Below are 24301 nucleotides of genomic sequence, written 5' to 3'. Positions count from 1 at the left end.
CTATTGATTTTTGTCTTCAAGAGAGCTTCGCTGTTTATTTCAAGGTCTAGGCTGCTTGGACATCGCATGAAAGATGCTGAAATGAATTCAGCATGACGATTTAGTTTATTATGAAAAACTTGGAGGGCCTCTAAGTGAGGTAGAAATAAGCTCTGCGTAAGAGCTAGTTACGACAGCAATATTTTTCGGCATCAACTTACTTGTTAAATAAGTGATGTGAGAAGCAGTGGTAATCGTATAGTTTTTTTCGAAATGAGCAGCGCAAATTAAACACGTATCTTGTTGTGTTTTTATATGCAATTTATGGGTGCAATGCTTTTCGACTGCTGTATCTGCAATTTGTTGGTGGTGATGCAAAACACTCCAAGGCGTTATCGCAAGGGAAAATACCCAGAGCATAACTACCGATATAACTTTTTGAATATGTGAGTGCTTCTTTTTCAATTTCAACAGCAAACCTAAGCAAATAACATAAATTTCCTACATTTGGAATTGTAACATTGCCTTGATATGACTACAAAAATGCTAGACGGTTTAAATTTAACAACAAAACAAACACCAACGGGAAACACGCTAACTTGTAAAGGTTGGGTGCAAGAAGCAGCCCTAAGAATGCTGTTAAATAACTTAGACCCTGATGTTGCCGAACGCCCTGAAGATTTAATTGTGTACGGTGGCAGAGGCAAAGCTGCTCGCAATAAAGAAGCCTTAACTTTAATTATAAAAGCCTTACAAACCTTAGAGGATGATGAAACTTTACTCATCCAATCGGGCAAACCAGTTGGCGTTTTACCAACACATAAGGATGCACCACGAGTTTTAATTTCTAATTCTCAATTAGTTCCAAAGTGGGCAACACAACAACATTTTGATGAATTAGAAGATAAAGGGTTAATGATGTACGGCCAAATGACGGCTGGCTCTTGGATTTACATAGGCTCTCAAGGAATTGTACAAGGCACATACGAAACCTATTCGGCTCTTGCCAAAAAACATTTTCAAAGTAATTTAAAAGGAACGTTAAATGTTACCGCTGGTTTAGGCGGAATGGGTGGTGCTCAACCTTTGGCTATTACTATGAACCAAGGGGTTTGCCTAGCGGCAGATGTGGAAGAATGGCGAATTAAAAAGCGCTTAGAAACCAGATACATTGATGAAATTGCCTACGATATTGATGAAGCAATTGATAAAGCGTTAGCTTATAAAAAGGAAAATAAAGCAATTTCAATCGGTGTAGTTTGCAATGCCGTTGAACTTTTACAGCGATTACTAGATAGGAATATCGTTCCAGATACGTTAACGGATCAAACTTCGGCTCATGATCCATTAATTGGTTATTTCCCAGAGGGATTATCTGTTGAGCAAGCAAACGTGTTGAGAACAGAAAATCCAGCAGAATATACCAAGCGTTCGTATGCCACCATGGCAAAGCATGTTCAACAAATGTTGGAGTTGCAAAAACGTGGCGCAATAACATTCGATTACGGCAATAATTTACGTGGCAGAGCTTTAGAAGCTGGTGTAAAAAATGCTTTTGATTTCCCTGGTTTTGTACCTGCTTACATTCGCCCTTTATTTTGCGAAGGAAAAGGTCCGTTTAGATGGGCAGCTTTAAGTGGTGATCCTCAAGATATTTATGAAACTGATAAATTAATCCTCGAACTTTTTCCAGAAAACGAGAGTTTACACCAATGGATTACGATGGCGCAAGAACGCATTGCTTTTCAAGGTTTACCAGCTCGTATTTGTTGGTTAGGACAAGGTGAAAGAGAAAAAGCTGGTTTGGCATTTAACAAATTAGTAGCCGATGGAAAAGTAAAAGCTCCGATTGTGATTGGTCGTGATCATTTAGATACGGGTTCTGTTGCTTCTCCAAATCGTGAAACGGAAGCCATGTTGGATGGCTCTGATGCAGTAGCCGATTGGCCAATTTTAAATGCATTAATTAATACTGCTGGTGGCGCAAGTTGGGTTTCTTTGCATCATGGTGGTGGCGTTGGTATCGGTTATTCTATTCACGCTGGGATGGTAATCGTTGCAGATGGAACTGAAGATGCAGCCGTTCGAATAAAAAGAGTGTTACATAATGACCCTGCAATGGGCGTTATCCGTCATGCAGATGCAGGTTATGATATTGCAAAAGATACCTTAAGAAAACACAGACTGGGGTTGAAATAATTAGCTAATATTAAACATTAAGGAATGAAGAAGAATTAAGGGATTTGTAAAGATGTAGTCGACTTTATCTTAATTCCTTAATGTTGAAAAACTGGATCCGATATAAATACTTTTAATAATGATAAAACAACTTTTATTGGTAGGCTTTGGCGGCGGATTAGGAAGCATTTTCCGTTATCTTACTTCTGTATTAACCGCAAAATATTATGCGAGTACTTTTCCATTGGCAACATTTATCACCAATGTTTTAGGATGTTTTATTATTGGGCTATTAATTGGGTTTTTTGGACAAAACATTTCTTCCAATCAGAATGTAAGGCTTTTATTTATTACTGGTTTTTGTGGTGGTTACACTACCTTTTCTACTTTCGCCGCAGAGAATATTTCCTTACTGCAAAACAATAATTACATCACTTTAATAGCGTATGCACTTGCAAGTATTGTTGTAGGTTTTTTAGCTGTTGGTTTGGGATTGATGATTACGAAATAAATCAGTTTCGATAATAAGCATCAAAAAGCTTGTTTTTAAATTTATAATCTGGATCATATTTCTTTTTCAATTTGAAAAATTCTTTAGCATTAGGATATGCTTTTAAAAATTGTTCTTTCGTAGCATGAATTTGATAAGGCAAATAATAAGATCCTTCCTCTGAGAGCGCAGCATTTATCAATTGTTGTGTCCATTCTTTTACCTTTTTCTTATCCTTATTAGTTACTCCCTGTTTATAATAAATTACAAATGCAAAGACTTCTGTTTTAGCCCATGCCATTATTGAACCTGGATCTTGCTTAGCATGCCTAATGGAAATGTTCATTACATTAACTTCGTTTTCCTTAAGGATTTTAATCATTTTAGGATAAAAAGAATCGAACTTTTCTACAGGAACAAAATACTCTTCCAAAACGTATGTTGTTTTGTTCCTTGAGCTAGGTTCAAGTTCCTTAACATCATAAGTCGCCTCATAATTTCTCCATTCAACAGGATTATTTTCATAATAAATCGGATTAATAATTGTCTTTCTAATCCATTTACCAAAAGATGAACTTGAAACAGTTTTAATTGCAAAACGATTCATCGCAAAACTTCCATCATTAGGCTTTAATCTATCTTTTATGGTTAATTCTTTATCAGTTTTACTGTAGGAAATTGCTCTTATCTCATCATAGGTATTTGGATAAATGTCTGCATTATGAAAAACCACTTTATCATTATTTCTAATTGTTGAAGTAAAATATTTATAATAATCTTTAATATCCATCACTTTATCACTCCTTTCTAACTTACAATTATCGGTTAATGATAATGTCACTTCTGCAATTATTCCTATCCCACCATATCCACCAATTGTAGCATAAAAAATTTCTTGATTTTGAGTTGCACTAGCCATTACAAAATCTCCATTTGCTAAAATTACTTTTATGCTCTTCACCGATAAGATAATTGGCCCTTGTCCAACATATCTTCCATGCACATTAACACTTAACGAACCTCCAATTGTGAAATTTGCATAGGTTTGCATAATTTTAACAGAGAGGTCATATTTATCAATAAACTGAATTAATTCCCTCCATCTAATTCCTGCTTGTACAGTAATTTCTTTTTGCTCTTTGGAAAAGCTAACAATGTGATTATACTTTCGCATATCAATTTGAATTGCATTTTCAGTAGCCGTTTGCCCACCCATGCTAAATCTACCACCTCCAATTGAAATAGAGCCTTTGTGATTTTTAACAACATTAATAATTTCTGCAGTTGACTTAGGTGTTACTATACCTCTAACTTTTATAGGGTTGAGTTGAGTAACATCATTTACTACATTTTGCTCTTGCTTAGGTTTATTGTTTAAGCAAGAGAAAAGTAGAGCTACAAGAAGAACAAGATAAGTTTTTAATAAAGTGAAATTTACATTTTTTCTATTCTTCATCTTAACTTTTGATAATAGTTTATCTGACTTCCTTTCTTACAAGAATTAATTGTAACAAGTGCTTTTCGAAACGCACTAAGTTAGCATCTCGAAAAGCAGGCATACTTAAACCTAAAAAGAAATTGTTCTGCGGGTTATCGAGAATTAGTAAGCATAAAAATAAAACCAATAATCAACATAAAGAAGATATAAGTTGGAAAAACTGCACTAATAACGGATAATAGAATTATGGCATACATTAACCATTCGAATGCTTTTAAATTTTTAAACGCTATTAATGTGGCTATAAATAATATACTATGGAGAGCAATTACACTAATTATCGGAATTAACAATGTTCTATTGAAAATTTCTATATACATGTACAATCCACTTAAAACCACAAAAAATATTCCCGCAATTAACCACTGTTTCGCCTTTCGGCTATCCACACCATATTTTCTAATAGCCATTGCTGCAAAAAATGAACTCAAAGAATAAATTGATAGTGCAAAGAAAAAATCATCAAGTCCTTTTTCTGGATTATTAAAGTAATGCTTGTAGCAAAGCCAAAGGCCTGTGATTAAACATATACCATTAATTATAAGAACGAATTTAAGATATTCATTAATAGATACTTTCTTTAACTTTTCCATACTCATATATTACATTAAATTATTAATTGCAGGGCCCATTACTTGCTGGATTGTTGCCAGTGGATGAAGCTCCTGAAGAAATTCTACTATCGCCTGAAGCATGAGCTGATCGCATACTAGAGCCTAAGCCACCTGGTGTCATTGCGACTGTAGCGGCCCCAGATCCAGCAGGGTAAGGTCCTACAGTTGTGTTTGCATTAGGTAAGGTTATTCCTCCTGCCGCACACGCTCCGACTACAAATGCTGTACAATTCATTCCTAATAATTGATAATTTGATGGTGGATTTTCAATACTTGATATAATTTTATTAAAATCTGTTGAATTACTTCCCATGTCAAATATCATTCTAATTGTATAATCTGTTTGATCAGAATTGTTAACCATTTTTGAGGGACTACTAAATGAATTAGTTGTAGGGTAAAAGCCAACAGTTTGCGTCGTTTTTAAACCATTACTTCCTTGCTTAATCATTGTTATAGCAGTATGACCAACACCATTTATTGGCCCATAATTATAAGAGGTTCCTGGAACGGGCTCTAGAACTTGAACTATAACCTTGTATGTTGCTCCAGCATTGGGTATATTATCAAAACATTTTGTATACTTCTTTATATCAATTGCAGGATGTTCCTGTCCTGGTAAAATTGGATCATCGGGGATATCATTAGAACCTTCATTTGAACCACCATTACCCGGATCTATTGGTTCTGGTGGATCAGGAAACCAAACACTTTCACATACATCCTCTATATTATAATCACCTAATATCCAAATTGAGTTTTGGCAATAGCTAGGTTGTTGGCAATCATAACTATATTCGATAACAAGACCACCCCCACAGCTCGACAAATACGTATAATAGGTACATGATTTCATTTCTGTATGGCAATAATTCTCAAAAAATGAGATAACTCCTTTATTTGATTGTAATTTTTTGAGAGCTATTTCTCCATTTTTATGATAGGTATCACTAATTTCTCCATTTTTATAATCAATGACATAATTTTCCTTAACCTCTAAATTACTTAGAAAAAGCTTACCTGTAAAATTTTTAGTATTGATTTCATTTAACTTGCTGTCAGATTTAATGATATTCTGATTATTAGGCTGATAATACCTACCACGAAAATAATATTTTTCGTTTTTTACGATAATGTAAGATTTCGCTCCCAATTCTTCAGCCCTTAACAATTTGCCATCTTTCAAAATGTGACCTATCAATGGATAAAATACATATGAAACACTATCGTTGACAGTTTGAATACGTGGATTATCCCATTCGGGCATCCAAATTAAATTTTCATCTATGTTTGTTTTTAACTTATCCTCTAATTTTCGTAAATAGAAATTTCTTTTAATTTCAGCTAATCTATTTTTTAAATCAGGAGAATTTTCAGCTAATGTTTTTTTTGGTTCTTGGTCTTTCTCTTTAAAGTTGTCTTTTGTACAAGATCCGATAAATAATAGAAGAACAATTGTACAAAGGAAGAACCTGCTCTTTTTAATGCTTCTAGTTTGTGATAGTTTTTTCATAAATAGTTTTGGTTAATGTTTATATTCAAAACTATGTTATGTTTCTCTCCCAACTTTTGACAAATGTCAAAAAATCAAATTTGCTTTCTAATTCTACTTAAAGTTTCTTGAGAGATGCCTAAATAAGAGGCGATATGACCTAAAGAAACTCGATTTAATAACTTAGGGTTATTTGTCAACAACCTCTGGTAACGTTGTTTTGCGGTAAGCACCCTTAATTCATTTGCTTGAATTTCATTTCGGATATAATAAAACTCAGTAAGTTTTCTGCCAATAAAATTAAAGTCCAAGTATTTTTCGTACAGTTTATTTAACTTTTCACGTTTTAAAACTATAAGAGTTGAGTTTTCTAAAGTTTCTAGGTATTCAAAGCCAGGCAAACCTGTAAAAAAACTATATACTGAAATAAGCAGTTCATTTTCAAACAAAAACCATGAGGTAATTTCAGCACCTTCTTTATCTAAATAGTAAACTCTAGCAGCCCCTTTATTAATAAAATAGATATTATTGCTTGTTTCGCCAGCATTTAATAATTGGGTTTTCTTTTCAACATGTATAATGTTACTCTCATTAACAATGGCTTTTTTTAATTCATCACTTAACGGATAAATGGAATTAAATACATTAAACAAGCTTTCATGTTCGGGGTATAAATTTTCATTAGGCATAACCTAATATGAATAAACATTAGCTTAAAACAGCCAAAAGACTAGTTAATTAGTCCTTTTTATTACAAAAATATGATGTCTTATTGCGTTAACCACTTCTTTGTTTTAGTTAGCATCCCTGCCAAAGGATAATCTATCCAATCAAATATTAACCATCTTGTAAGGTTGTTATATAGTGTAAAAACTACCGCCGAAGGCTTGCAAAGGCAAATTGTTAACTGTGTTTTTTTCATTGTCAACCGTCAAAGGCAAATTGTCAACTGTATTTTGTACAATGTCAACCATCAAAGAACAATTGTTAACTGTATTTTTTAAATTGTTAACCAACAAAGAACAATTGTCAACTGTTTTTTATGCAATGTCAATGAACAACCGTCAAATGTCTATTGTCTAAAACCTAAAAAACGTCTCCTTACCACCTACTTTACCACCAAGATTCACCGTGATACTAAATGAACACTTTTAATAACACTTAGTCACTTTTAAACACTAATTATACTAAATGAGACGAACTGAGACTAATTAATAGTCTTTTATTGGGCAACTTATTACACGGTTTTACCCCAAAAACGCCCTAATAACTATTTAAAAGCACATATACATTTATTTCATTTCCAATTTTCTTGACAGGAAATGAACATTTCCTGATAGGAAAAGGTCTTTTCTTACCATATTATGGGCAACATCTAGCGTATTATGTCAATAGTTTGCTCTACTTAAGGCATTTCTTATCGTATTATGGCTCACATCTTGCGTATTATATCAATAGTTTACTCTACTTAAGGCATTGTTTGCTATACAATTGTGTTTGTTCGATAGATTATATCCATTTCTTGTCGAACATATATAGGTGTACACCTTTAAATTAAGCAGAAAAACTACAAATGAACAGTAACAAAAAAATAATAAATCAACTACTATGGATAATGAAGAAATCTTCGTTCACGCTAAAAACATTATGGCGTTATATAAATGTTGTAGATCTACCGGCTTTCGCAAATTGAAAGCCATTAAGCGAAAATTGGGGATTATTGAACCTAAAGAACTAACAGTAGACCATGTTTGTATTCATATTGGCATAACGCCAGAGCAATATTGGAAAACCCAAGAGACTAGTTATAAGAATAAACCAACAAAGGGCACAAGTTAGTGTATTTGGCTTTAAGCTTTGCTTTACAATATTTCTAAAGAAATAATAATCGAACTCAGGTTTATACTAATGCCTTATTTTATCTTATTTAGTTCGAGATGAGCTACGCAAATAGCTCAAACAGTCATAGTCTGATCATTAAAACCTAAAAAACGTATCCTTACCGCCTACTTTGCCACCAAAATTTTGGATGTTGTATGTTAAAGTTACTAAACCATGTCGGCCTAAGTTATTTGTACGTGTATCGCGAATAGAGTTTTCACTAATAGTAATATATCTTCTTGTATTGGTATTTAGAATATCGTTAACCGCAAACTTTAACTGAGCCCTATCATTCTTCATAAACAATAAAGTAAGAGCAGCATTCCAAATTTCGACATTGTTGTTAAAGCCTGCTGTAGTTTGTGTGTTATGTTGGATTTTGTAAGTGGTTTCCCAAACCATTTTCTTTGGTAAACGAACAATTAATTCCGTTTCACTGTTATGCGTATAGAAATTTAAATCTCTATAAAACGCATCATCATAAGTGCTTTTGTTATAAGCAACACTATATGATTCTCCTAGTTCAAATTTATCATTTAAGTTAATTCTACCACTAATTCTTGGCGCTATGGTTATATTTTTAGCGTAACTTCTTACATCATTTACCTGTACAATATTGCGGGTGAAATTAGAATAAAACCCTGTTCCAAACGTAAATTGTCTTTTGCCATTTTTAAAGTCTTTGTTTATGTTTCCACCTAAATAAAAACGCCAGATCCCATCAGCATTAATTGGAGTATTAGTTTGAACGCCAGATTGAGAAATAGTTCTAGCCATAATTACAGCATTATTTTGAACACTTCCATTCGAGTTTAGATTATAATTAAGCGAACGTTTTGTATCGTATTTATAAACATTTAAGTTCACCTGATAAGATTTAGCTGGCAGTAAATTTGGGTTACCTTTTTGCACAAATAATTGATTTGTATTATCGGCAACTGGCTGAATATACTTTACATCTGGCTCTCTAAATGAAGGCGAATAACCTAAATTAAACCCTTTATAGGTAATATTTAATGAAGGCGCAATAAACTGATAATGTTGTTCAAATGAGGGGTATGAGCTAAAGGAGTTTTTTAAATCAATTGTATTAAAAACAAAGCCTGGCTGTATGCTTAGATCTTTTGTTGCTTTCCATCGTAAACTTGTTCTGGTGTTCGATTTATATCCGCTTTGCGTAACCGTTTGAGACAAATTTGGCACTTCTACATCATAAGCTTGATCAAGTGGATTTTTATAAAAAGTAGACAGTGCATTTTCATTATCCAAATAATTTGCACCAACGGCCAAACTTAATCGTAGTTTTTTACTAATAGGTTCATTGTAATTTGCATTCAAATAAACCCCCAAGTTTCTAATATTATTATCTCTTAACTGATCTATAATCAATGTTGATGGCGGCGCTGGTATATAAAAATTACTAATTGAGTTATTAAAATTATCGTTTAAGTTATTCTTTTTAGTAATACTAACACTGGTATTTAGAGAACGTCCAGCTTTTTTAAAATCTTTCCATAAACTAGTCAGTAGAGAATAATCTGCATTGTCGCCTCGTAAACGAGAATTATTTACACCATTATTTATTAGATCATTAGCGGTGTTTCTATTTTCGGTTTGAAGTGCACCTAAATTTCTTAAAGTATTAAGCGTAACCGTTGGCTCAAAAGAGAAATTTGTTAAACTATCTATTTTCCATTCGGCTCTCGCTCCAAAATTGTGATTATAACTTTTGTTTTGTTGATTTGAGATTGTGCTCGTATACTGTTTGTCACTCCCTAAATTCTGGTCAACATTAACAAGCTGATCAATTAAACTTTTAGCCTGCCCAAAGAAATATTTTCCATTAATCTTGATTCCATTTTTGGTTAATGTATTAAAATTTGCACCAGCACCTAAAGATCTTTGTACACCTGTGGAAGTTCCTCCAAAACCAATATTATTTAACTCAAAACCTCCTTCACTATTAATCATTATCGAATTAATGCCCGCTCTACTAAATCCTCCTATACGAGAAACATCGCCAATACTAAACCCTGGTTTATTAATATTATTACCGTAAGCCAAAACACTTACTTGCGTAGTATCTCTAAAAAAGTTCATAATACCACCGGCTTCAAACAAATCATTTGGCCCGCCACCTGCGTAAAGTTTACCAAAAGCTCCTTGCTTAATTGCTCTTTTCAACTTTAAATTGATGACTTGAGGTGTGTTCCCTGCTAATAGATCTGGATCTCGTCGTTTTGCTTCTTTATCATCGCTCACCTGAATTTTATCTATAATATTTGCTGGTAAATTTTTAGTCGCCATTTGCTGATCGCCGCCAAAAAACTCTTTCCCATCAACCAAAATTTTGCTTACCGTTTTTCCATTAACTTGTATCGAACCATCTGATGCGATTGCAACTCCTGGCAATTTCTTCAGCAAATCTTCAACCACCGCAGTCGGCAAAGTTTTAAAAGATTCTGCATTAAATTCTATGGTATCTTTTCGAACAATTATAGGTGGTCTTTCAGAATTGATAACTACTTCATTCAAATTATTCGTTTTCCCCGAAAGCAATAATTTCCCTAAGTTTAAATTAAGTTCATTCGACGATAAAGTTACTTCCTTACGCAAAACCGTATACATCCAAGCATTAACTACCAAACGATATTTTATCCCTGTTTCGAGGTTAGAAATCTTAAATACGCCTTTATCATCCGATAGTTTATAAGTGGTTAAAACTGTATCTGAACCTTTATAAACAGAAATTGTGGCATAATTTAAAGTGAGTTTTTGATTTGCGCTATCTAACAAAACTCCGGTAATGCTTCCCTTTTGGGCAAACAAAAAATTAGCACATAAAACTAAGGCAAGGGTAAATAAAATTCTCTTCATAAAATGGAGTAAACAGATAAAAGACACTAGATTTTTTACAATGTTACATCAAAACTAAATAAATAGTTGATTAAAATAATACCGTAACGGGTTTGTTACTATTATTTAGTAGATAGAAATTTGCATCAATTACCGAAAATGATAATTACAAGAAAATCATTTTATGAAATGTGATGAAAGTAAGAATAAATGTGATGAACTAAGAAACTGTCTAAAAATGAAACCACATAGGCACATAGGATGTTTGACTTTGTGGGATAGGAAGATTAATCTTCTACATAGCCTTTGTGTACCTTTTGCAATGCCTTCAGGCATTCTATAAGGCCTTGGCTCTCATAAAAATCTATGTGCCTATGTGGTTATAATTAAATTTGAGTGAAATTTAGAGAGCTTTTAAGATTTTACAACAGAATCTTACTACTTACTTCTTTATCAATGGTGATATAACCTGGATATTTTACTAAATTATTCCCAACTAGTATAGATGGTTTTATTTTTATAGTAACCATTCCCTTTTTTTCTGTGCCCTTACTTGCGCTGGTTAAAAATGCAGTAATATCATCTAAAATCTTTCCGTTTGCTACAAACTGATAAATATTAGCATTTAATTGAATAGGTACAGTCACGTTTTTGCCTGCATCAATACTAACTCTTTGATCTACTGAGCCATTTGCAATTTCTTGACGATTAATTAGAATGATATATTCGAAATTATTTATAGCGGCTAAAGCACCCGATGGATTAGTAATTTGAAGATTTAAATTTGCTCTTAACGGAATGTCCTTCCTTAAATAACCTAAGGCCAAAGCCGGAATACTTACTAGATTAACTGATTTTTCATTGATCAATTTTTTCACATCCGTACCTGCAATCGTAATGTTAGATGCATCAATTAATTTATAATCGCATTGCTCTAATGCCTTAATTTGTTGAGCTTGTTTATTAATGCTACATGAAGAGAAACCAACGGCCAAAAGGCAAACTAAAACTATTTTATTCATCATATACTAACGGATAATTACAGAGAAAGGTATAAAATCACCTTCTTTAGGTATGCAACAACAATGTAAGGCAAATTGTTACGTAAAGAAAATTTCCTCGCCATTTGTTCTGTTAAATTTTAATTAATTTAGTGCTATAACCAAACCATATGAACTGTCGAGCTTATTTTTTCGCTTTACTCTTATTATTTCCTTTTCTTTTAAAAGCTCAAATGCAGCAAATGAATGCTGCCGAAATTGCATTGGGTATCTCAAAGCTAAGTGTTAAAGGAAGTGTATTATATATTGCAGCACATCCAGACGATGAAAATACAAGGTTATTAGCGTATTTGGCAAAAGAGCAAAAATTAAGAACGGGATATTTATCACTTACCAGAGGCGATGGCGGACAAAATTTAATTGGCAACGAGCAAGCAGAATTGCTCGGGTTAATTCGTACGCAAGAATTATTGGCCGCTCGCCGTATTGATGGTGCCGAACAATTTTTTACTCGAGCAAACGATTTTGGGTTTTCTAAAACACCCGAAGAAAGCTTTAAAATTTGGGGTAAGGAACAAATTTTAGCCGATGTAGTTTGGGTAATTCGCAAGTTTAAACCAGATGTTATTATCACTCGTTTCCCTGAAGATGCTAGAGCTGGACATGGTCATCATTCGGGTTCAGCAATTTTAGCTAGAGAAGCTTTTTCTGCTGCTGCAGATCCTAAACGCTTTCCTGAACAATTGAAATATGTGCAGGTTTGGCAAGCAAAAAGAATAGTTTGGAATACTTTTAATTTTGGCGGAACAAACACAACATCCGCCGACCAGCTTAAAATAGATGTGGGTTTATACAATCCGCTTTTAGGTAAAAGTTATGGTGAAATTGCGGCGATTAGTCGTACAAACCATAAAAGTCAAGGTTTTGGTTCTACTTTGCAACGTGGCGAAGCATTCGAATATTTTAGTCCTGTTGCCGGCGAACCTGCTAAAAATTCACTTTTTGATGGAATAAATACAACAATAGAAAATAAGGAAATCGCATCTTTAGTATCAGAAATTCAAACTAATTATCGTGTTAACGCACCTTGGCTTTCCTTACCCAATTTATTAAAACTTAAAAATGCGACAAAGGATATTTCTTTTGATCATAAATTAGTGGATGATTTGATTTTGGCTTGTGCTGGAGTTTGGGTAGAAACCGATGCTTTAGAAAATACCTATGCCGTTGGTGATTCAATTCCAGTTAAAATTCAGGCAATTGCCAGAGCAAAAGATATTTCTTTAACAATTGCTAATCAAAAACCTATTCAACTCGAATCGAATAAATTGGTAGTTTCCGATTATAAAGTTGCTACTTCAACGGCTAATAGTACTCAGCCTTATTGGCTAACAAAAAATCATCCCGTTGGTCAATTTGTAATAGATTCTCAACAAGATGTTGGCTTTCCAGAAAACCCAAAACCGTTAAGCTTAAAACTTCAATTAACAATTAACAACCAGCAAATCGAGTTGAATAGTCCTCTGGTTTTCAAATCTACAGATCCAATTCGCGGTGAACGTTATCAGCCTTTAGTTATAGCACCTGCGGTTACAGCCACAATGAGTGAGAAAGCTTATTTATTTAATGGTAATTCTGCTAAAAACATTACCGTTCATCTTAAAAGTTTTCGCAACAATAGTACTGGTTTCGTAACGCCTCAATTACCAAAGGGATGGAAGAGTAGTCCTGAAAAAATTGATTTCAATTTAGAGAAAAAAGGCGATGAACAAATTGTGGATTTTAGCGTTACTCCAGGAAATGAAATAAGCAGCGGAAATTTAATTTTACAGGTAAATACCAATGGAAATTTTGATGATAAAAGTTTAAAGACAATTAGTTACGAGCATATTCCTAACATCACTATTTTTCCTCAGGCTAGTGCCAGATTAGAAAAAGTAGACTTAAAAATTGTTGGCAAACGCATTGCTTATATTGATGGGGCTGGCGATTTAGTAGCTGATGCATTGAAACAAATTGGTTATGAAGTAACGCACTTAACTACCGCACAAATTCTTAACAATGACCTTTCCATTTACGACGCGATTGTTACTGGTGTTCGTTTGTATAATATTAATAACGAAGTGAAAATAATACAACCTAAATTATTAGCGTATGTACAAAACGGTGGAACCTTATTAATCCAATACAATGTAAATAATGGTTTAAAAACACAAAATATTGGTCCTTATCCTTTTAAAGTTTCTAATAAAAGAGTAACGGAGGAAGACGCTAAAATTAACTTTCTGGCACCTACAAATCCAGCTTTAAACTATCCTAATAAAATAACTGATAAAGATTTTGAGGGTTGGGTACAAGAGCGAGGTATTTATTTTGCATCAGATATGGATCCAAAATATACGTCGATTTTAAGCATGAATGATACGGGTGAAACTGCCAGCGATGGATCTCTACTTATCGCCAATTATGGTAAAGGAAAATTTGTTTATACCTCTTTAGTTTTCTTCAGAGAATTACCCGCAGGTGTACCAGGTGCATATCGATTATTTGCAAATTTACTAGCGCCAAAACAACCCTAATTATGGAAGAAAAGCAACCAGAGCAAGAATTACCTCCATTTGTAAAAACCTGGAAACAATTTTATAGATTACTAATTCTATGGCTAGCTTTTTTGATTGCATTGTTTTACGCTTTCACTAAATATTTCGAATGAGCTACGTAGATTGGGCAGTATTATTTACAACCTTATTGGCAATTGTAGGTTATGGCATTTACAAAAGTAGTGGTGCACAAAGCATGCAGGCCTATTTATTGGGCAATCAAAGTTTGCCTTGGTATACCGTTTGCCTTTCGGTAATGGCCACACAAGCAAGTGCAATTACTTTTTTATCGGCGCCTGGATTGGCTTATTCATCGGGAATGAGCTTTGTGCAATTTTATTTTGGCTTGCCATTGGCGATGATTGTTTTGTGCATCACCTTTGTGCCTATTTTTCATCGGTTAAAAGTTTATACAGCGTACGAATATTTAGAACAACGTTTTGATCTTAAAACAAGGGCGCTAACTGCTTTTTTATTTTTAATCCAAAGGGGATTATCTACCGGAATTACTATTTATGCACCATCAATTATTTTATCAACTATTTTAAATATCGACACCACTTATACAACTTTATTTATAGGCAGTTTAGTAGTTTTTTATACTGTTTACGGTGGCACAAAAGCAGTGTCTTATACGCAACTCTTGCAAATGAGCATTATTTTTTGTGGTTTGTTTGCTGCCGGAATTATGGTTGTTCATCTCCTTCCAGGAAATATTGGATTTGGTAAAGCTATCACCATTGCAGGAAAAATGGGCAGAACAAATGCGATTGATTTTCATTTCGATTGGGATAATCCGTACACAGTTTGGAGCGGATTAATTGGTGGATTTTTTCTTCAACTTTCTTATTTCGGCACAGATCAAAGTCAAGTGGGACGTTACCTTACAGGTGCATCTGTAAGCCAAAGTCGGTTAGGGTTATTAATGAATGGCTTGGTAAAAATTCCTATGCAGTTTTTAATTTTATTAATTGGGATTTTGGTTTTCACCTTTTATCAGTACAACAAACCACCACTATTTTTTAATAAATACGAGTTAAATAAATTAGAGCAAAGTCCGTACAAAGCAGAGCTGAAAAAGATAAATGAAGATTATAACAAATCTTTTGAAACCAAACGTTTAGAAGTAATTAAGCTTGATAAAATTCTGGATGAGAACAATAAAACCGCCATTAATCAACAACGCATTGCGGTAAAAAAAGCAGATGATCAGACAAAAAGCATTCGAAAAAGCTTAACGGATTTAATGATTAAGAATGATAAGAATGCAGAAAAAAATGGTGCTACAAACGATAATAATTATGTTTTCTTAAGTTTTGTTACTCAATATTTACCAAAAGGATTAATAGGCTTATTGATTGCCATTATTTTTCTAGCATCTATGGGTTCTACGGCAAGTGCATTAAACTCTTTAGCTTCTACCACTGTTGTAGATATCTACAAAAGATTAATCAACAAGGAAGCAACAGATCAGCAATATGTAAAAGCATCCCGTTGGGCAACCATTATGTGGGGCGTGGTTTGTATCGTTATGGCATTATTTACAAGTAAAATTGGCAATTTATTAGAAGCCGTAAACATACTTGGCTCTTTTATTTACGGAACAATTTTAGGTGTATTTATTGTCGCTTTTTACCTCAAGAAAATTAACGGAAAGTCTGTGTTTTATGCTGCAATTTTATCAGAAATTGTAGTTTGTATTTGTGGTTACAACAAAGTAGTGGCCTATCTTTGGTTAAATGTTATTGGCTGTTTATTGGTGGTTATCTTATCGCTTATTATTCAACAATCAACAAAAAAGGTTGCTGAAAAAACTCCAACAACCTTTTAATTCATTGCAAATTATTAGTATTTAATTCCTTCTAACTTCTCTGGTTGTAGTAGTTACAGTCCGAACTCGAGTTGTGCTGCCATCATTACTTTTTGATTTGGTTTGGCGTTTTGCCTCTTCTAACACCCATGTATTCAGCCTAACGTATTCGTCATCTTTATTTGCAGTAGCTAAATCAACACCAGCTTGTGCAGTTGCTTGTGCTCCTGCAATATCTCCCATTTTCAATTGTATTTTAGCTTTCCATAATTTAATATATGGCACTTTTGGATTTGCCTTTTCAGCTTCATTCATCCAATTTAAAGCGGTTGCTAAATCTTTTCCATTATCTAAATAATACTGTGCGGCTCCAACATAAGGTTTTTTATCAGTTTTCATTGCTGCATCAATACTTGCCATTACTTGTTCATCAATAGATGTAGTAATGTTAACAGCTATCGCAGTATTTTCCCACATCATATCAAGTTGAGCAGAAGTTGGTAATACATTAGCAAATTGCATGGTAAAAGTCTCTACCTTATCTTTTATTGTCATTGGCTTTACTTTAATACGCAAAATATCATCTGCTTCTTTATAATCATACGCACCCCATTGTTTTGGTGTTTTGTTTAAAATTACAGTCCATTCTGTTTTATTAGGGATTGTAAATAAGCCATACTCGCCAGCTGGAACATCTTGACCATTAATTTTCACCGCATCAGTAAATTTAATTACCGTTGCTGTGTTTGCCCCTGTGCGCCAAACTTTATCATAAGGTTCTAAGTTTCCAAATATTTTACGCCCCTTTACATTTGGACGAGAATAAGATAATGTGATTTTCCCAAGTCCTAAATCTTGAACAATAGTTTGCCCGCTACTTGCTTGTGGCAATTTAACTCCTTGTGCATTAAGTTCTGCATGCATACCTAATACCACAAAAAGCAACGCAATGGTTTTGATTGTAGTTTTCATTTTTTTGTTTTTAGTTTCCGATTAAAATTAAGCATATCATTAGATAAAATCTTCATTCTTTTGTAATCACATAAATAAGATACTCTAAACCTGAATAAGTTACGTTGTATCCAATTCTTTAGCAATTTTCTTTTTTGGCAACAAAGTGACACTGTTTAGCATTCATTAAACTATCTTGTTCTAAATTCTTTTTTATTAAATGACAAATCAACAAACAGAACGAAAAGAGAAAATTAGCATTTTAGGATGTGGATGGTACGGTTTTGCTCTAGCGAAAAAATTGATCGAAAATGGATATTCAGTTAAAGGATCAACAACTAGCGAAGAGAAAATAGCTATTCTTAAAACTGAGAATATTCAACCTTACCTTGTTAATTTCGAAGCAGATAAAACCGAATATGATGTCGATTTTTTTGATTGTGATGTGTTATTTATTTGTATTCCGCCGAAAAAGAATTCTCCGCAACTGCTAGATTTTCCTGTCAAAATTGAAAAAATTGCCGAAGCTGCACAAAAAGCGAAAGTTAAGCAGGTTGTTTTTATTAGTTCGACAAAGGTTTATCAGGATGGAAATTTCGTTGTAAATGAAAATACCATTCCTCAACCAACCACTGATTCTGGAAAAGCTATACTTGCGGCAGAAAACATTTTAAAGCAAAATCAGACTTTTACCGCAACTATTATCCGCTTTGCGGGATTAATTGGACCTGAAAGAAATTTGGCAAAACATTTTGCAGGTAAAAAAGATATTGCTAATGGATTAGCTCCAATAAATTTAATTCATTTAGCTGATTGTATTGGAATTACTGAAGTAATTATTAAACAAAAAGCATTCGGGAAAATATATCACGGAGTAACTCCAAATCATCCTACTAGAAAAGATTTTTATACCAAAGCCTGCATTGCATCAAGCTTAGAAGAGCCATCATTTATTGCTGAACTTTTAAGTTGGAAACAGATAGAAAGCAAAAACGTACCCGAAGTTTTAGCTTACGAATACGTTTTTAAGAATTGGGATAAATATTTTGAGACACTAAGCTGATTAAGCCATTGCCAATTTACTTACATTACGATAAGGAAATGCATTGAAAATATGTCTTCTAGCGAATCTTCCTGGCGAATCTGCGTTTACCAATTTGATATACATTGCTCTTGGCACATCAAAATATTCGTAACCACTGCCATCAAAAAAGTCAATGCGTAAAATTTGATCTTTATATTGAAAATCTTGAATATTTGATAAAGTTGTTGTTTGAATGTACTCTTCTTTAGCATGCTCCAAAGTTTCTGGTGCAATACTCAATAAAAAGTTATAAGCTTCGATGATTTCTTTACTTTTTTCTTCAGCTTCAGTGTGTTTTTCTGCATCAGCACTAAATTTATCAGGGTGCCAATCTTTCATCAAGCCTCTATAAATACTCTTGATTTCTTTTAACTCTGTAGCTTTAGTAACGCCTAATGTTTTTCTGTAATCTCCAACTTTTTTCATAAACCTTTTTATATGTTATTGTTTATGAAATGATTGCAAGATTTTAAAGCGCAACTCCCAGTAAAACAATTTTTGTGCAAAGGTACGCTTTTTAAAGGAAAATTCTAATAGTGGCTATACTAATTGTTTTACTTCGCTTTAATCCATGCCGCAATATCATCAATTAGCTTTTCTGATACGTTTACAGGAACTTGATATTGAGCCGTTGTTCCTTTCTCCGTTTGCGGGCTCATCAAATGATTTAATTCTGGATATAATTTCAACGTTGCATTTGATTTTTTGCCCAATGCAGTATTCCATAAATTATAATCAGCCATAGCTACTTGAAAATCATTCCCTCCCTGAAAAACAAGAATACGTTGCTTTAGTTTTTTTGCAACAGCTACTTGATCGTAAGAATTTAAATCAACCCAATAAGATGCTGGCAAACCTATCACGAGTGAATCTGGTTTCATATTCCCCAACTGAGAGATTCTACTTTTTTCTATTGTAGTAGTTGCTTCTTGTAATATAGTTTTAGTAGCTTGTGTTGTATCTTTTGCAAGTTCAAACATATATTTATTCTGATCTAAGATAATATCTGTCAGCTTTCTAGCTGGTGCTGCCGCCAAAATAATTCCTTTTAAATCAGGAGCCATTGTTGCCAATCTCGGAGCAAGCATTCCACCTAAACTATGTCCCATTAAATACACGTTTTTCACATCAGCTCCTTGCACTGTTTTAGCCAATGCAACAGCCGCTAACGCATCATCCGTTACTTCTTCTTTAACGGTAAATGCTTTAGTGAATTCGTTTTGGTAAATTACTGTTCTTTTTACGTAACGAACTGTAGCTATTCCTTTTGAAGCAAGCCCTAAAGCGATATCTTTAAAAGGTTTATTTGGCCCAACAGTTTCATCCATATCGCCAGGACCGGAACCATGAACAAGTACAACGATTGGGAAGTTCTTTACATTTTTAGGTGTAGTAATAACTGCTGCAAGCTGATGACCTGGCGTTTGAAGATAAACAGATTTCTCTTGATATAAAGTAGTATCCGCATAGCTAGGTTTTGCATATACAACAGCTTTTGGCGCCATAAAAAGACCAACCATTTTCTCCGTCTTATCAAAAGCAAGCATAAAGTCTTGCTCATCCTTCTCGAACTTTCCATTTACAATTACAACAAAAAATTGGCCTTGTACTTTACTTTGAATAGCTTCTAAAGATTCGGTTTTACCTAACTTTGTTTTTACAGAAGTCCACAATTGTTTTAGATTATCAACAGAAATTTTACTTTGCTCACTTTCTGCAAAATAGGAATGAGCTGTGTCAAATTTGCCATCCTCTAACAAGGTGAAAAACTGATTAGCCTTACCAAATAAACTTAAAACATTTTGAGAGAATGAAACTGTACTTATAAATAATAGCGCAATTAATAGGATGGTTTTCTTCATAAAAATTTAATTACCTCGCACTTAGCGAGATTCAAAGTTAATAATATTTAAATCGCTTTAATGTTAAAAACTGTGAAATAAAAACGCTGTTACAAATAATTATAACAGCGTTTTTAAATTAAAGCAATAGAGATTTACAATAATTCAGCTTCAATAGTTATTGTCGCATTTAATAGCTTAGAAATTGGGCAATTTGCTTTTGCATCGGCAACCAATTCATCAAATTTCTCTTTTGATAAACCTGTTGCTTTAACTTTTACTTCTAAATGTATGCCTACAATTTCTCCTTTTTCTGGATTAAGATCAACGGTAGCTTTGGTTGTAATTTCTTCTGGAGAAATATTCTCAGCCGAAATATTAAAACTCAATTTCATGGTAAAACAACCAGAATGTGCCGCAGCAACTAGTTCTTCAGGGTTTGTACCCACGCCTTCTTCAAAACGGCTTTTGAAAGAATATTGTGTCTGATTTAAGGTTCCACTTTGCGTGGTTAGCGTTCCTTTTCCATCTTTTCCGGTGCCATTCCAAACGGCTGTTGCATTTCTTTTCATATCACTAGTTTTTTAATAAAGAAAGATAATTTATGGCATAAATGTTTGCTCATTATCAATATCTGACAATAAATTTACTCATATTTTCTCTAAATTAATTTAGTTAAAAATATCATTGCATTAAATATCTTTGTGGCTAGATTAAATATCATAACGCTTTGGCAAAAAACTCTAAACTGTACAAAAACATCTTAGTTATTGAAGACAATCATGCTATTTTAGATGTTATAACTTTAATTCTACAAAGCGAAGCCTACAAAGTTTCTGGACTTAATAAAAGTGCAGATATGATGGAGCATATTCATACTTTTCAGCCAGATATGATGATACTTGATATTATGCTTCCTGATGCTGATGGAAGAGAATTATTAAGTCAAATTCGTACAAACGAAAAAACTGCGAATATTCCAGTACTTATGATTTCTGCAAAATATACCGCTCAAAATGTTCAGCATGGTCCACATAAACCGAATGGATTTTTAGCCAAACCCTTTGACATAGATGATCTTTTAGATAAAATTGAAGGTATTCTTGCTGGAAAAACTTATTAATTCCTGACCCTTGACTTAAGTCAACGGCAATAAACTTCGCTCAGCGATATTTTTCCTATATTTAAGAAAACTATAGCTAATGAACACGAACGAGCAACTCATTAACACTTTTTATACTTGTTTTAAAAACAAGGATTATAAAGGAATGCAGGCCTGCTATGCAGATAATGCCACTTTTAGTGATGCTGTATTTAAAAATCTGAATGCAGAACAAGTAAGAGCGATGTGGGAAATGTTGCTTTTAAAAAGCAAGGATATGCGCTTAGAATTTAGCGAGGTTTCTGCTAATGAAACTACTGGCAAAGCTCATTGGGATGCATATTATACGTTTTCATCTACTGGTAAAAAAGTAATTAACCGTATTGATGCGAGTTTCGAAATAGAAAACGGGAAAATCACTAAACATGTAGATCATTTCGATTTTTATACTTGGGCAAAACAAGCATTAGGTTTAAGTGGCATTTTGCTAGGTTGGACAGGCTTTTTAAAAAATAAAATACAAGCTACAGCAATGAAAAACCTAGATAACTTTATGAAACGTAGCTAAAATTCAAACAATATGAAAGACAATTTTTCTAGTCAGGCTCATAATTATGCCCAATTCAGACCCAAATATCCTCAGGCTTTATATGATTTTTTACTAAAAAATATAAATCAACTTAATACAGTTTGGGATTGTGCTACTGGAAACGGACAAGTTGCTTTTGAATTGGCAAAAACATTTAAGCAGGTTTATGCTACAGACATTAGTGCGCAACAATTAAGCAATGCTCCTCAGGCAAATAATATTACTTACAAGGTAGAAAGAGCAGAACGTACTGATTTTGAGAATGAGAGTTTTGATTTAATTACAGTTGCGCAGGCAATACACTGGTTTAACTTTGAAGAGTTTTTTACTGAAGTAAAACGTGTTTTAAAACCAGATGGTTTATTTGCAGCAATTGGTTATGGAATTATGCATATAAGCCCTGAGGTAGACAAAGTTGTTCATTATTTATATGAAGATATTTTAGGCAAATATTGGGATGAAGAAAGAAGGCATATTGAAGACAATTACCTTAACATTCCTTTTCCATTCACAGCAATAGAAAGTCCAGCACTAGAAATTTTAACCAAATGGAATTTTGAACAATTGGTCGGTTATTTAGAAACGTGGTCGTCTTTACAACATTATATTAAAGCAAATGGAGAAAATCCGATGGCTTTAGTTTACGAAGATTTAAAAAAAGCATGGGGAAATAATGAGCAAATGGCTGTACATTTTCCGCTTTTACTTAAAGTTGGAAGAAAATCTTAATTAATTCAGCTTTGATATAATGGCTGCTATGTCTAATTTTTGTTGATCTCCGCTTTCCATGTCTTTTAATGTTAGCAAGCCACTATTCATTTCATCTCCACCAATTAAAATCACATATGGTATATTTTTAGCATCCGCATAACTCATCTGTTTTTTAAGTTTCGCTGCCGATGGATATAATTCTGCTGAAATATTAGCAGCTCTTAATTGTTGCAAAATTGGCAAAGCGTATAACTCAGCTATTTCATCAAAATTGCTAATTAACACTTTGGTTCCTTGTGCTGCAGATGCTGGAAATAAGTTGAGTTCTTCTAACACATCGTAAATCCGATCTGCGCCAAATGAAATTCCAACTCCAGTTAAATCCTTTAAGCCAAACATCCCAGTTAAATCATCGTAACGACCGCCACCGCCAATGCTTCCCATTGCAACTTCATTAGTTTTAACTTCGAAAATACAGCCTGTGTAGTAATTTAAACCACGAGCTAGGGTAATATCAAGTTCGATAGTTGTTGCGAGTTGTGTATTATGAGTTGTGAGTTTAGAAACATAGTTGAAAACCGTTTCAATTTCCTCAATTCCTTTTAAACCAATAGTTGAGGTAGCTAATACTGATTTCAAACTCAACAATTTCTCCTCATTAGCGCCCTGTAATAAAATTACTGGCTTTAGTTTTTCAATATCAGCATTGCTAAAACCACGTTCTAATAATTCTTTAGTTACACCATCAAAACCAATTTTATCTAGTTTATCAATGGCAACAGTCATGTCTACAATTAACTCTGGTTTGCCAATAATTTCGGCTATGCCTGATAAAATTTTACGATTATTAATTTTTATGGTAAAATCTTTTAAACCTAAATTTTTTAATGCTTCATGATAAATTAAAATAAACTCAGCTTCGTTTAATAAAGATGGAGAGCCCACCACATCTGCATCGCATTGATAAAATTCTCTATACCTACCTTTTTGCGGTCTATCTGCTCGCCAAACAGGTTGCACTTGAAAACGCTTAAAAGGAAAAGAAATTTCGCTTTGGTGCATCACAACGTAACGTGCAAAAGGTACAGTTAAATCGTAACGAAGTGCTTTTTCTGAAATTTTTGGAGTAAGTTGATTTATTAATAATCTATAATTTGTTTTTGCATTCTCAGCTCCGCTCAATGCATTAAAAATATTTAGATCATCAAGCGACACTGGAATCTCAGTGCTTACTTTATTAGTGCTATTATCGAATGACCCAATCTGAACATTATTTTCTTGGAAAGATTGTGTAATCTTTTGTATTATTTCTACTGAATTCTTATCTATATATTCTCCGCTATTTAAAATTTTGAAGATTAACTTATCACCTTCATCACCATATTTACCAGTTAACGTTTGCAAGTTCTCCATACTTGGAGTTTGAATTTCAGCATAACCATATTTTTTGAAAACAGTTTTAATGGTATCGAAAATATAGTTGCGTTTCACCATTTCTTGTGGCGAAAAATCTCTTGTTCCCTTTGGTAAACTCGGCTTGGTAATAGACATGGTGCAAAAGTACAAAAAGAAGTTTTAAAATAACCACATCACATTTGTCATTCAGAGCGAAGCGAAGAATCTA

21 protein-coding genes are annotated in these 24301 nt (G+C 33.5%); 9 read left to right on the top strand and 12 right to left on the bottom strand.

The features are described from left to right. Positions 1-108: 108 nt before the first annotated feature. Entirely contained in the window at positions 109-399 is a 291-nt protein-coding gene (locus tag GM921_RS13460; protein WP_182923154.1) for a hypothetical protein, read from the bottom strand. Between the two features lie 111 nt (positions 400-510). Between GM921_RS13460 and hutU the strand changes: the two genes are divergently transcribed. Both hutU and crcB read left to right on the top strand, forming a co-directional pair. Further along, positions 511-2178, top strand: a complete 1668-nt coding sequence (gene hutU, locus GM921_RS13455) for a urocanate hydratase (RefSeq protein WP_182923153.1) — start codon at positions 511-513, stop codon at positions 2176-2178. A 118-nt stretch (positions 2179-2296) separates the two neighbouring features. Further along, entirely contained in the window at positions 2297-2668 is a 372-nt protein-coding gene (gene crcB / locus GM921_RS13450) for a fluoride efflux transporter CrcB (protein WP_182923152.1), read from the top strand. A 1-nt stretch (position 2669) separates the two neighbouring features. On the opposite strand, the gene GM921_RS13445 is transcribed toward crcB, so the two are convergent. The 4 genes from GM921_RS13445 to GM921_RS13430 form a co-directional block, all read right to left on the bottom strand. After that, on the bottom strand, positions 2670-4103 hold the full coding sequence (locus GM921_RS13445) for an FAD-binding oxidoreductase (protein WP_182923151.1): 1434 nt from the start codon (positions 4101-4103) through the stop codon (positions 2670-2672). Positions 4104-4237: 134 nt separating this feature from the next. After that, on the bottom strand, positions 4238-4738 hold the full coding sequence (locus GM921_RS13440) for a hypothetical protein (RefSeq protein WP_182923150.1): 501 nt from the start codon (positions 4736-4738) through the stop codon (positions 4238-4240). A gap of 22 nt (positions 4739-4760) precedes the next feature. Further along, positions 4761-6272 (bottom strand): hypothetical protein, encoded by a 1512-nt coding sequence (locus tag GM921_RS13435; RefSeq protein WP_182923149.1) that lies wholly within the window; start codon positions 6270-6272, stop codon positions 4761-4763. 74 nt (positions 6273-6346) lie between these two features. Beyond that, entirely contained in the window at positions 6347-6940 is a 594-nt protein-coding gene (locus tag GM921_RS13430; RefSeq protein WP_182923148.1) for a Crp/Fnr family transcriptional regulator, read from the bottom strand. A 919-nt stretch (positions 6941-7859) separates the two neighbouring features. Between GM921_RS13430 and GM921_RS13425 the strand changes: the two genes are divergently transcribed. Next, the gene (locus GM921_RS13425) at positions 7860-8090 is read left to right on the top strand and encodes a hypothetical protein (RefSeq protein WP_182923147.1); all 231 of its coding nucleotides are present in this window, start codon (positions 7860-7862) and stop codon (positions 8088-8090) included. Between the two features lie 138 nt (positions 8091-8228). On the opposite strand, the gene GM921_RS13420 is transcribed toward GM921_RS13425, so the two are convergent. Together GM921_RS13420 and GM921_RS13415 are read right to left on the bottom strand one after the other, a co-directional pair. Further along, positions 8229-11009 carry an outer membrane beta-barrel protein gene (locus tag GM921_RS13420; protein WP_182923146.1) on the bottom strand — a complete coding sequence of 927 codons (2781 nt, stop codon included), beginning with the start codon at positions 11007-11009 and terminating at the stop codon, positions 8229-8231. A gap of 401 nt (positions 11010-11410) precedes the next feature. Further along, positions 11411-12013, bottom strand: a complete 603-nt coding sequence (locus GM921_RS13415) for a hypothetical protein (protein WP_235969837.1) — start codon at positions 12011-12013, stop codon at positions 11411-11413. Positions 12014-12222: 209 nt separating this feature from the next. Between GM921_RS13415 and GM921_RS13410 the strand changes: the two genes are divergently transcribed. Together GM921_RS13410 and GM921_RS13405 are read left to right on the top strand one after the other, a co-directional pair. Further along, a complete protein-coding gene (locus GM921_RS13410) occupies positions 12223-14568 on the top strand; it encodes a PIG-L family deacetylase (RefSeq protein WP_235969836.1) in 2346 nt (781 codons plus the stop codon). A 130-nt stretch (positions 14569-14698) separates the two neighbouring features. Then, on the top strand, positions 14699-16420 hold the full coding sequence (locus GM921_RS13405; RefSeq protein WP_182923144.1) for a sodium:solute symporter: 1722 nt from the start codon (positions 14699-14701) through the stop codon (positions 16418-16420). 21 nt (positions 16421-16441) lie between these two features. Here GM921_RS13405 and GM921_RS13400 read toward each other — a convergent pair whose 3' ends face one another. Next, positions 16442-17371, bottom strand: a complete 930-nt coding sequence (locus GM921_RS13400; protein ID WP_182923143.1) for a DUF2911 domain-containing protein — start codon at positions 17369-17371, stop codon at positions 16442-16444. A gap of 199 nt (positions 17372-17570) precedes the next feature. Here GM921_RS13400 and GM921_RS13395 point away from each other — a divergent pair, with 199 nt between their 5' ends. Beyond that, positions 17571-18413, top strand: a complete 843-nt coding sequence (locus GM921_RS13395; RefSeq protein WP_182923142.1) for an NAD(P)H-binding protein — start codon at positions 17571-17573, stop codon at positions 18411-18413. On the opposite strand, the gene GM921_RS13390 is transcribed toward GM921_RS13395, so the two are convergent. From GM921_RS13390 to GM921_RS13380, 3 genes are all read right to left on the bottom strand, one after another. Beyond that, complete coding sequence (locus GM921_RS13390; RefSeq protein ID WP_182923141.1) at positions 18414-18860, bottom strand: KTSC domain-containing protein; 447 nt, start codon at positions 18858-18860, stop codon at positions 18414-18416. Positions 18861-18988: 128 nt separating this feature from the next. After that, complete coding sequence (locus GM921_RS13385; RefSeq protein WP_182923140.1) at positions 18989-20296, bottom strand: DUF3887 domain-containing protein; 1308 nt, start codon at positions 20294-20296, stop codon at positions 18989-18991. Between the two features lie 134 nt (positions 20297-20430). Then, positions 20431-20847 (bottom strand): OsmC family protein, encoded by a 417-nt coding sequence (locus tag GM921_RS13380; RefSeq protein WP_182923139.1) that lies wholly within the window; start codon positions 20845-20847, stop codon positions 20431-20433. Between the two features lie 158 nt (positions 20848-21005). On the opposite strand from GM921_RS13380, the gene GM921_RS13375 reads away from it, so the two are divergent. The 3 genes from GM921_RS13375 to GM921_RS13365 all read left to right on the top strand — a co-directional run bounded on the left by GM921_RS13375 (position 21006) and on the right by GM921_RS13365 (position 22695). Beyond that, a complete protein-coding gene (locus GM921_RS13375; protein WP_182923138.1) occupies positions 21006-21398 on the top strand; it encodes a response regulator transcription factor in 393 nt (130 codons plus the stop codon). Positions 21399-21477: 79 nt separating this feature from the next. Further along, positions 21478-21945, top strand: coding sequence for a nuclear transport factor 2 family protein (locus GM921_RS13370; protein ID WP_182923137.1), 468 nt, complete (start codon positions 21478-21480; stop codon positions 21943-21945). Positions 21946-21957: 12 nt separating this feature from the next. Next, entirely contained in the window at positions 21958-22695 is a 738-nt protein-coding gene (locus tag GM921_RS13365; RefSeq protein WP_182923136.1) for a class I SAM-dependent methyltransferase, read from the top strand. On the opposite strand, the gene hisS is transcribed toward GM921_RS13365, so the two are convergent. Further along, positions 22696-24228 (bottom strand): histidine--tRNA ligase, encoded by a 1533-nt coding sequence (gene hisS, locus GM921_RS13360; RefSeq protein WP_182923135.1) that lies wholly within the window; start codon positions 24226-24228, stop codon positions 22696-22698. Between the last annotated feature and the right edge of the window lie 73 nt (positions 24229-24301).

Source organism: Pedobacter planticolens (assembly GCF_014172375.1).
Taxonomy (GTDB): Bacteria; Bacteroidota; Bacteroidia; order Sphingobacteriales; family Sphingobacteriaceae; genus Pedobacter; species Pedobacter planticolens.
This window is presented reverse-complemented; position numbering and strand designations above follow the sequence as displayed.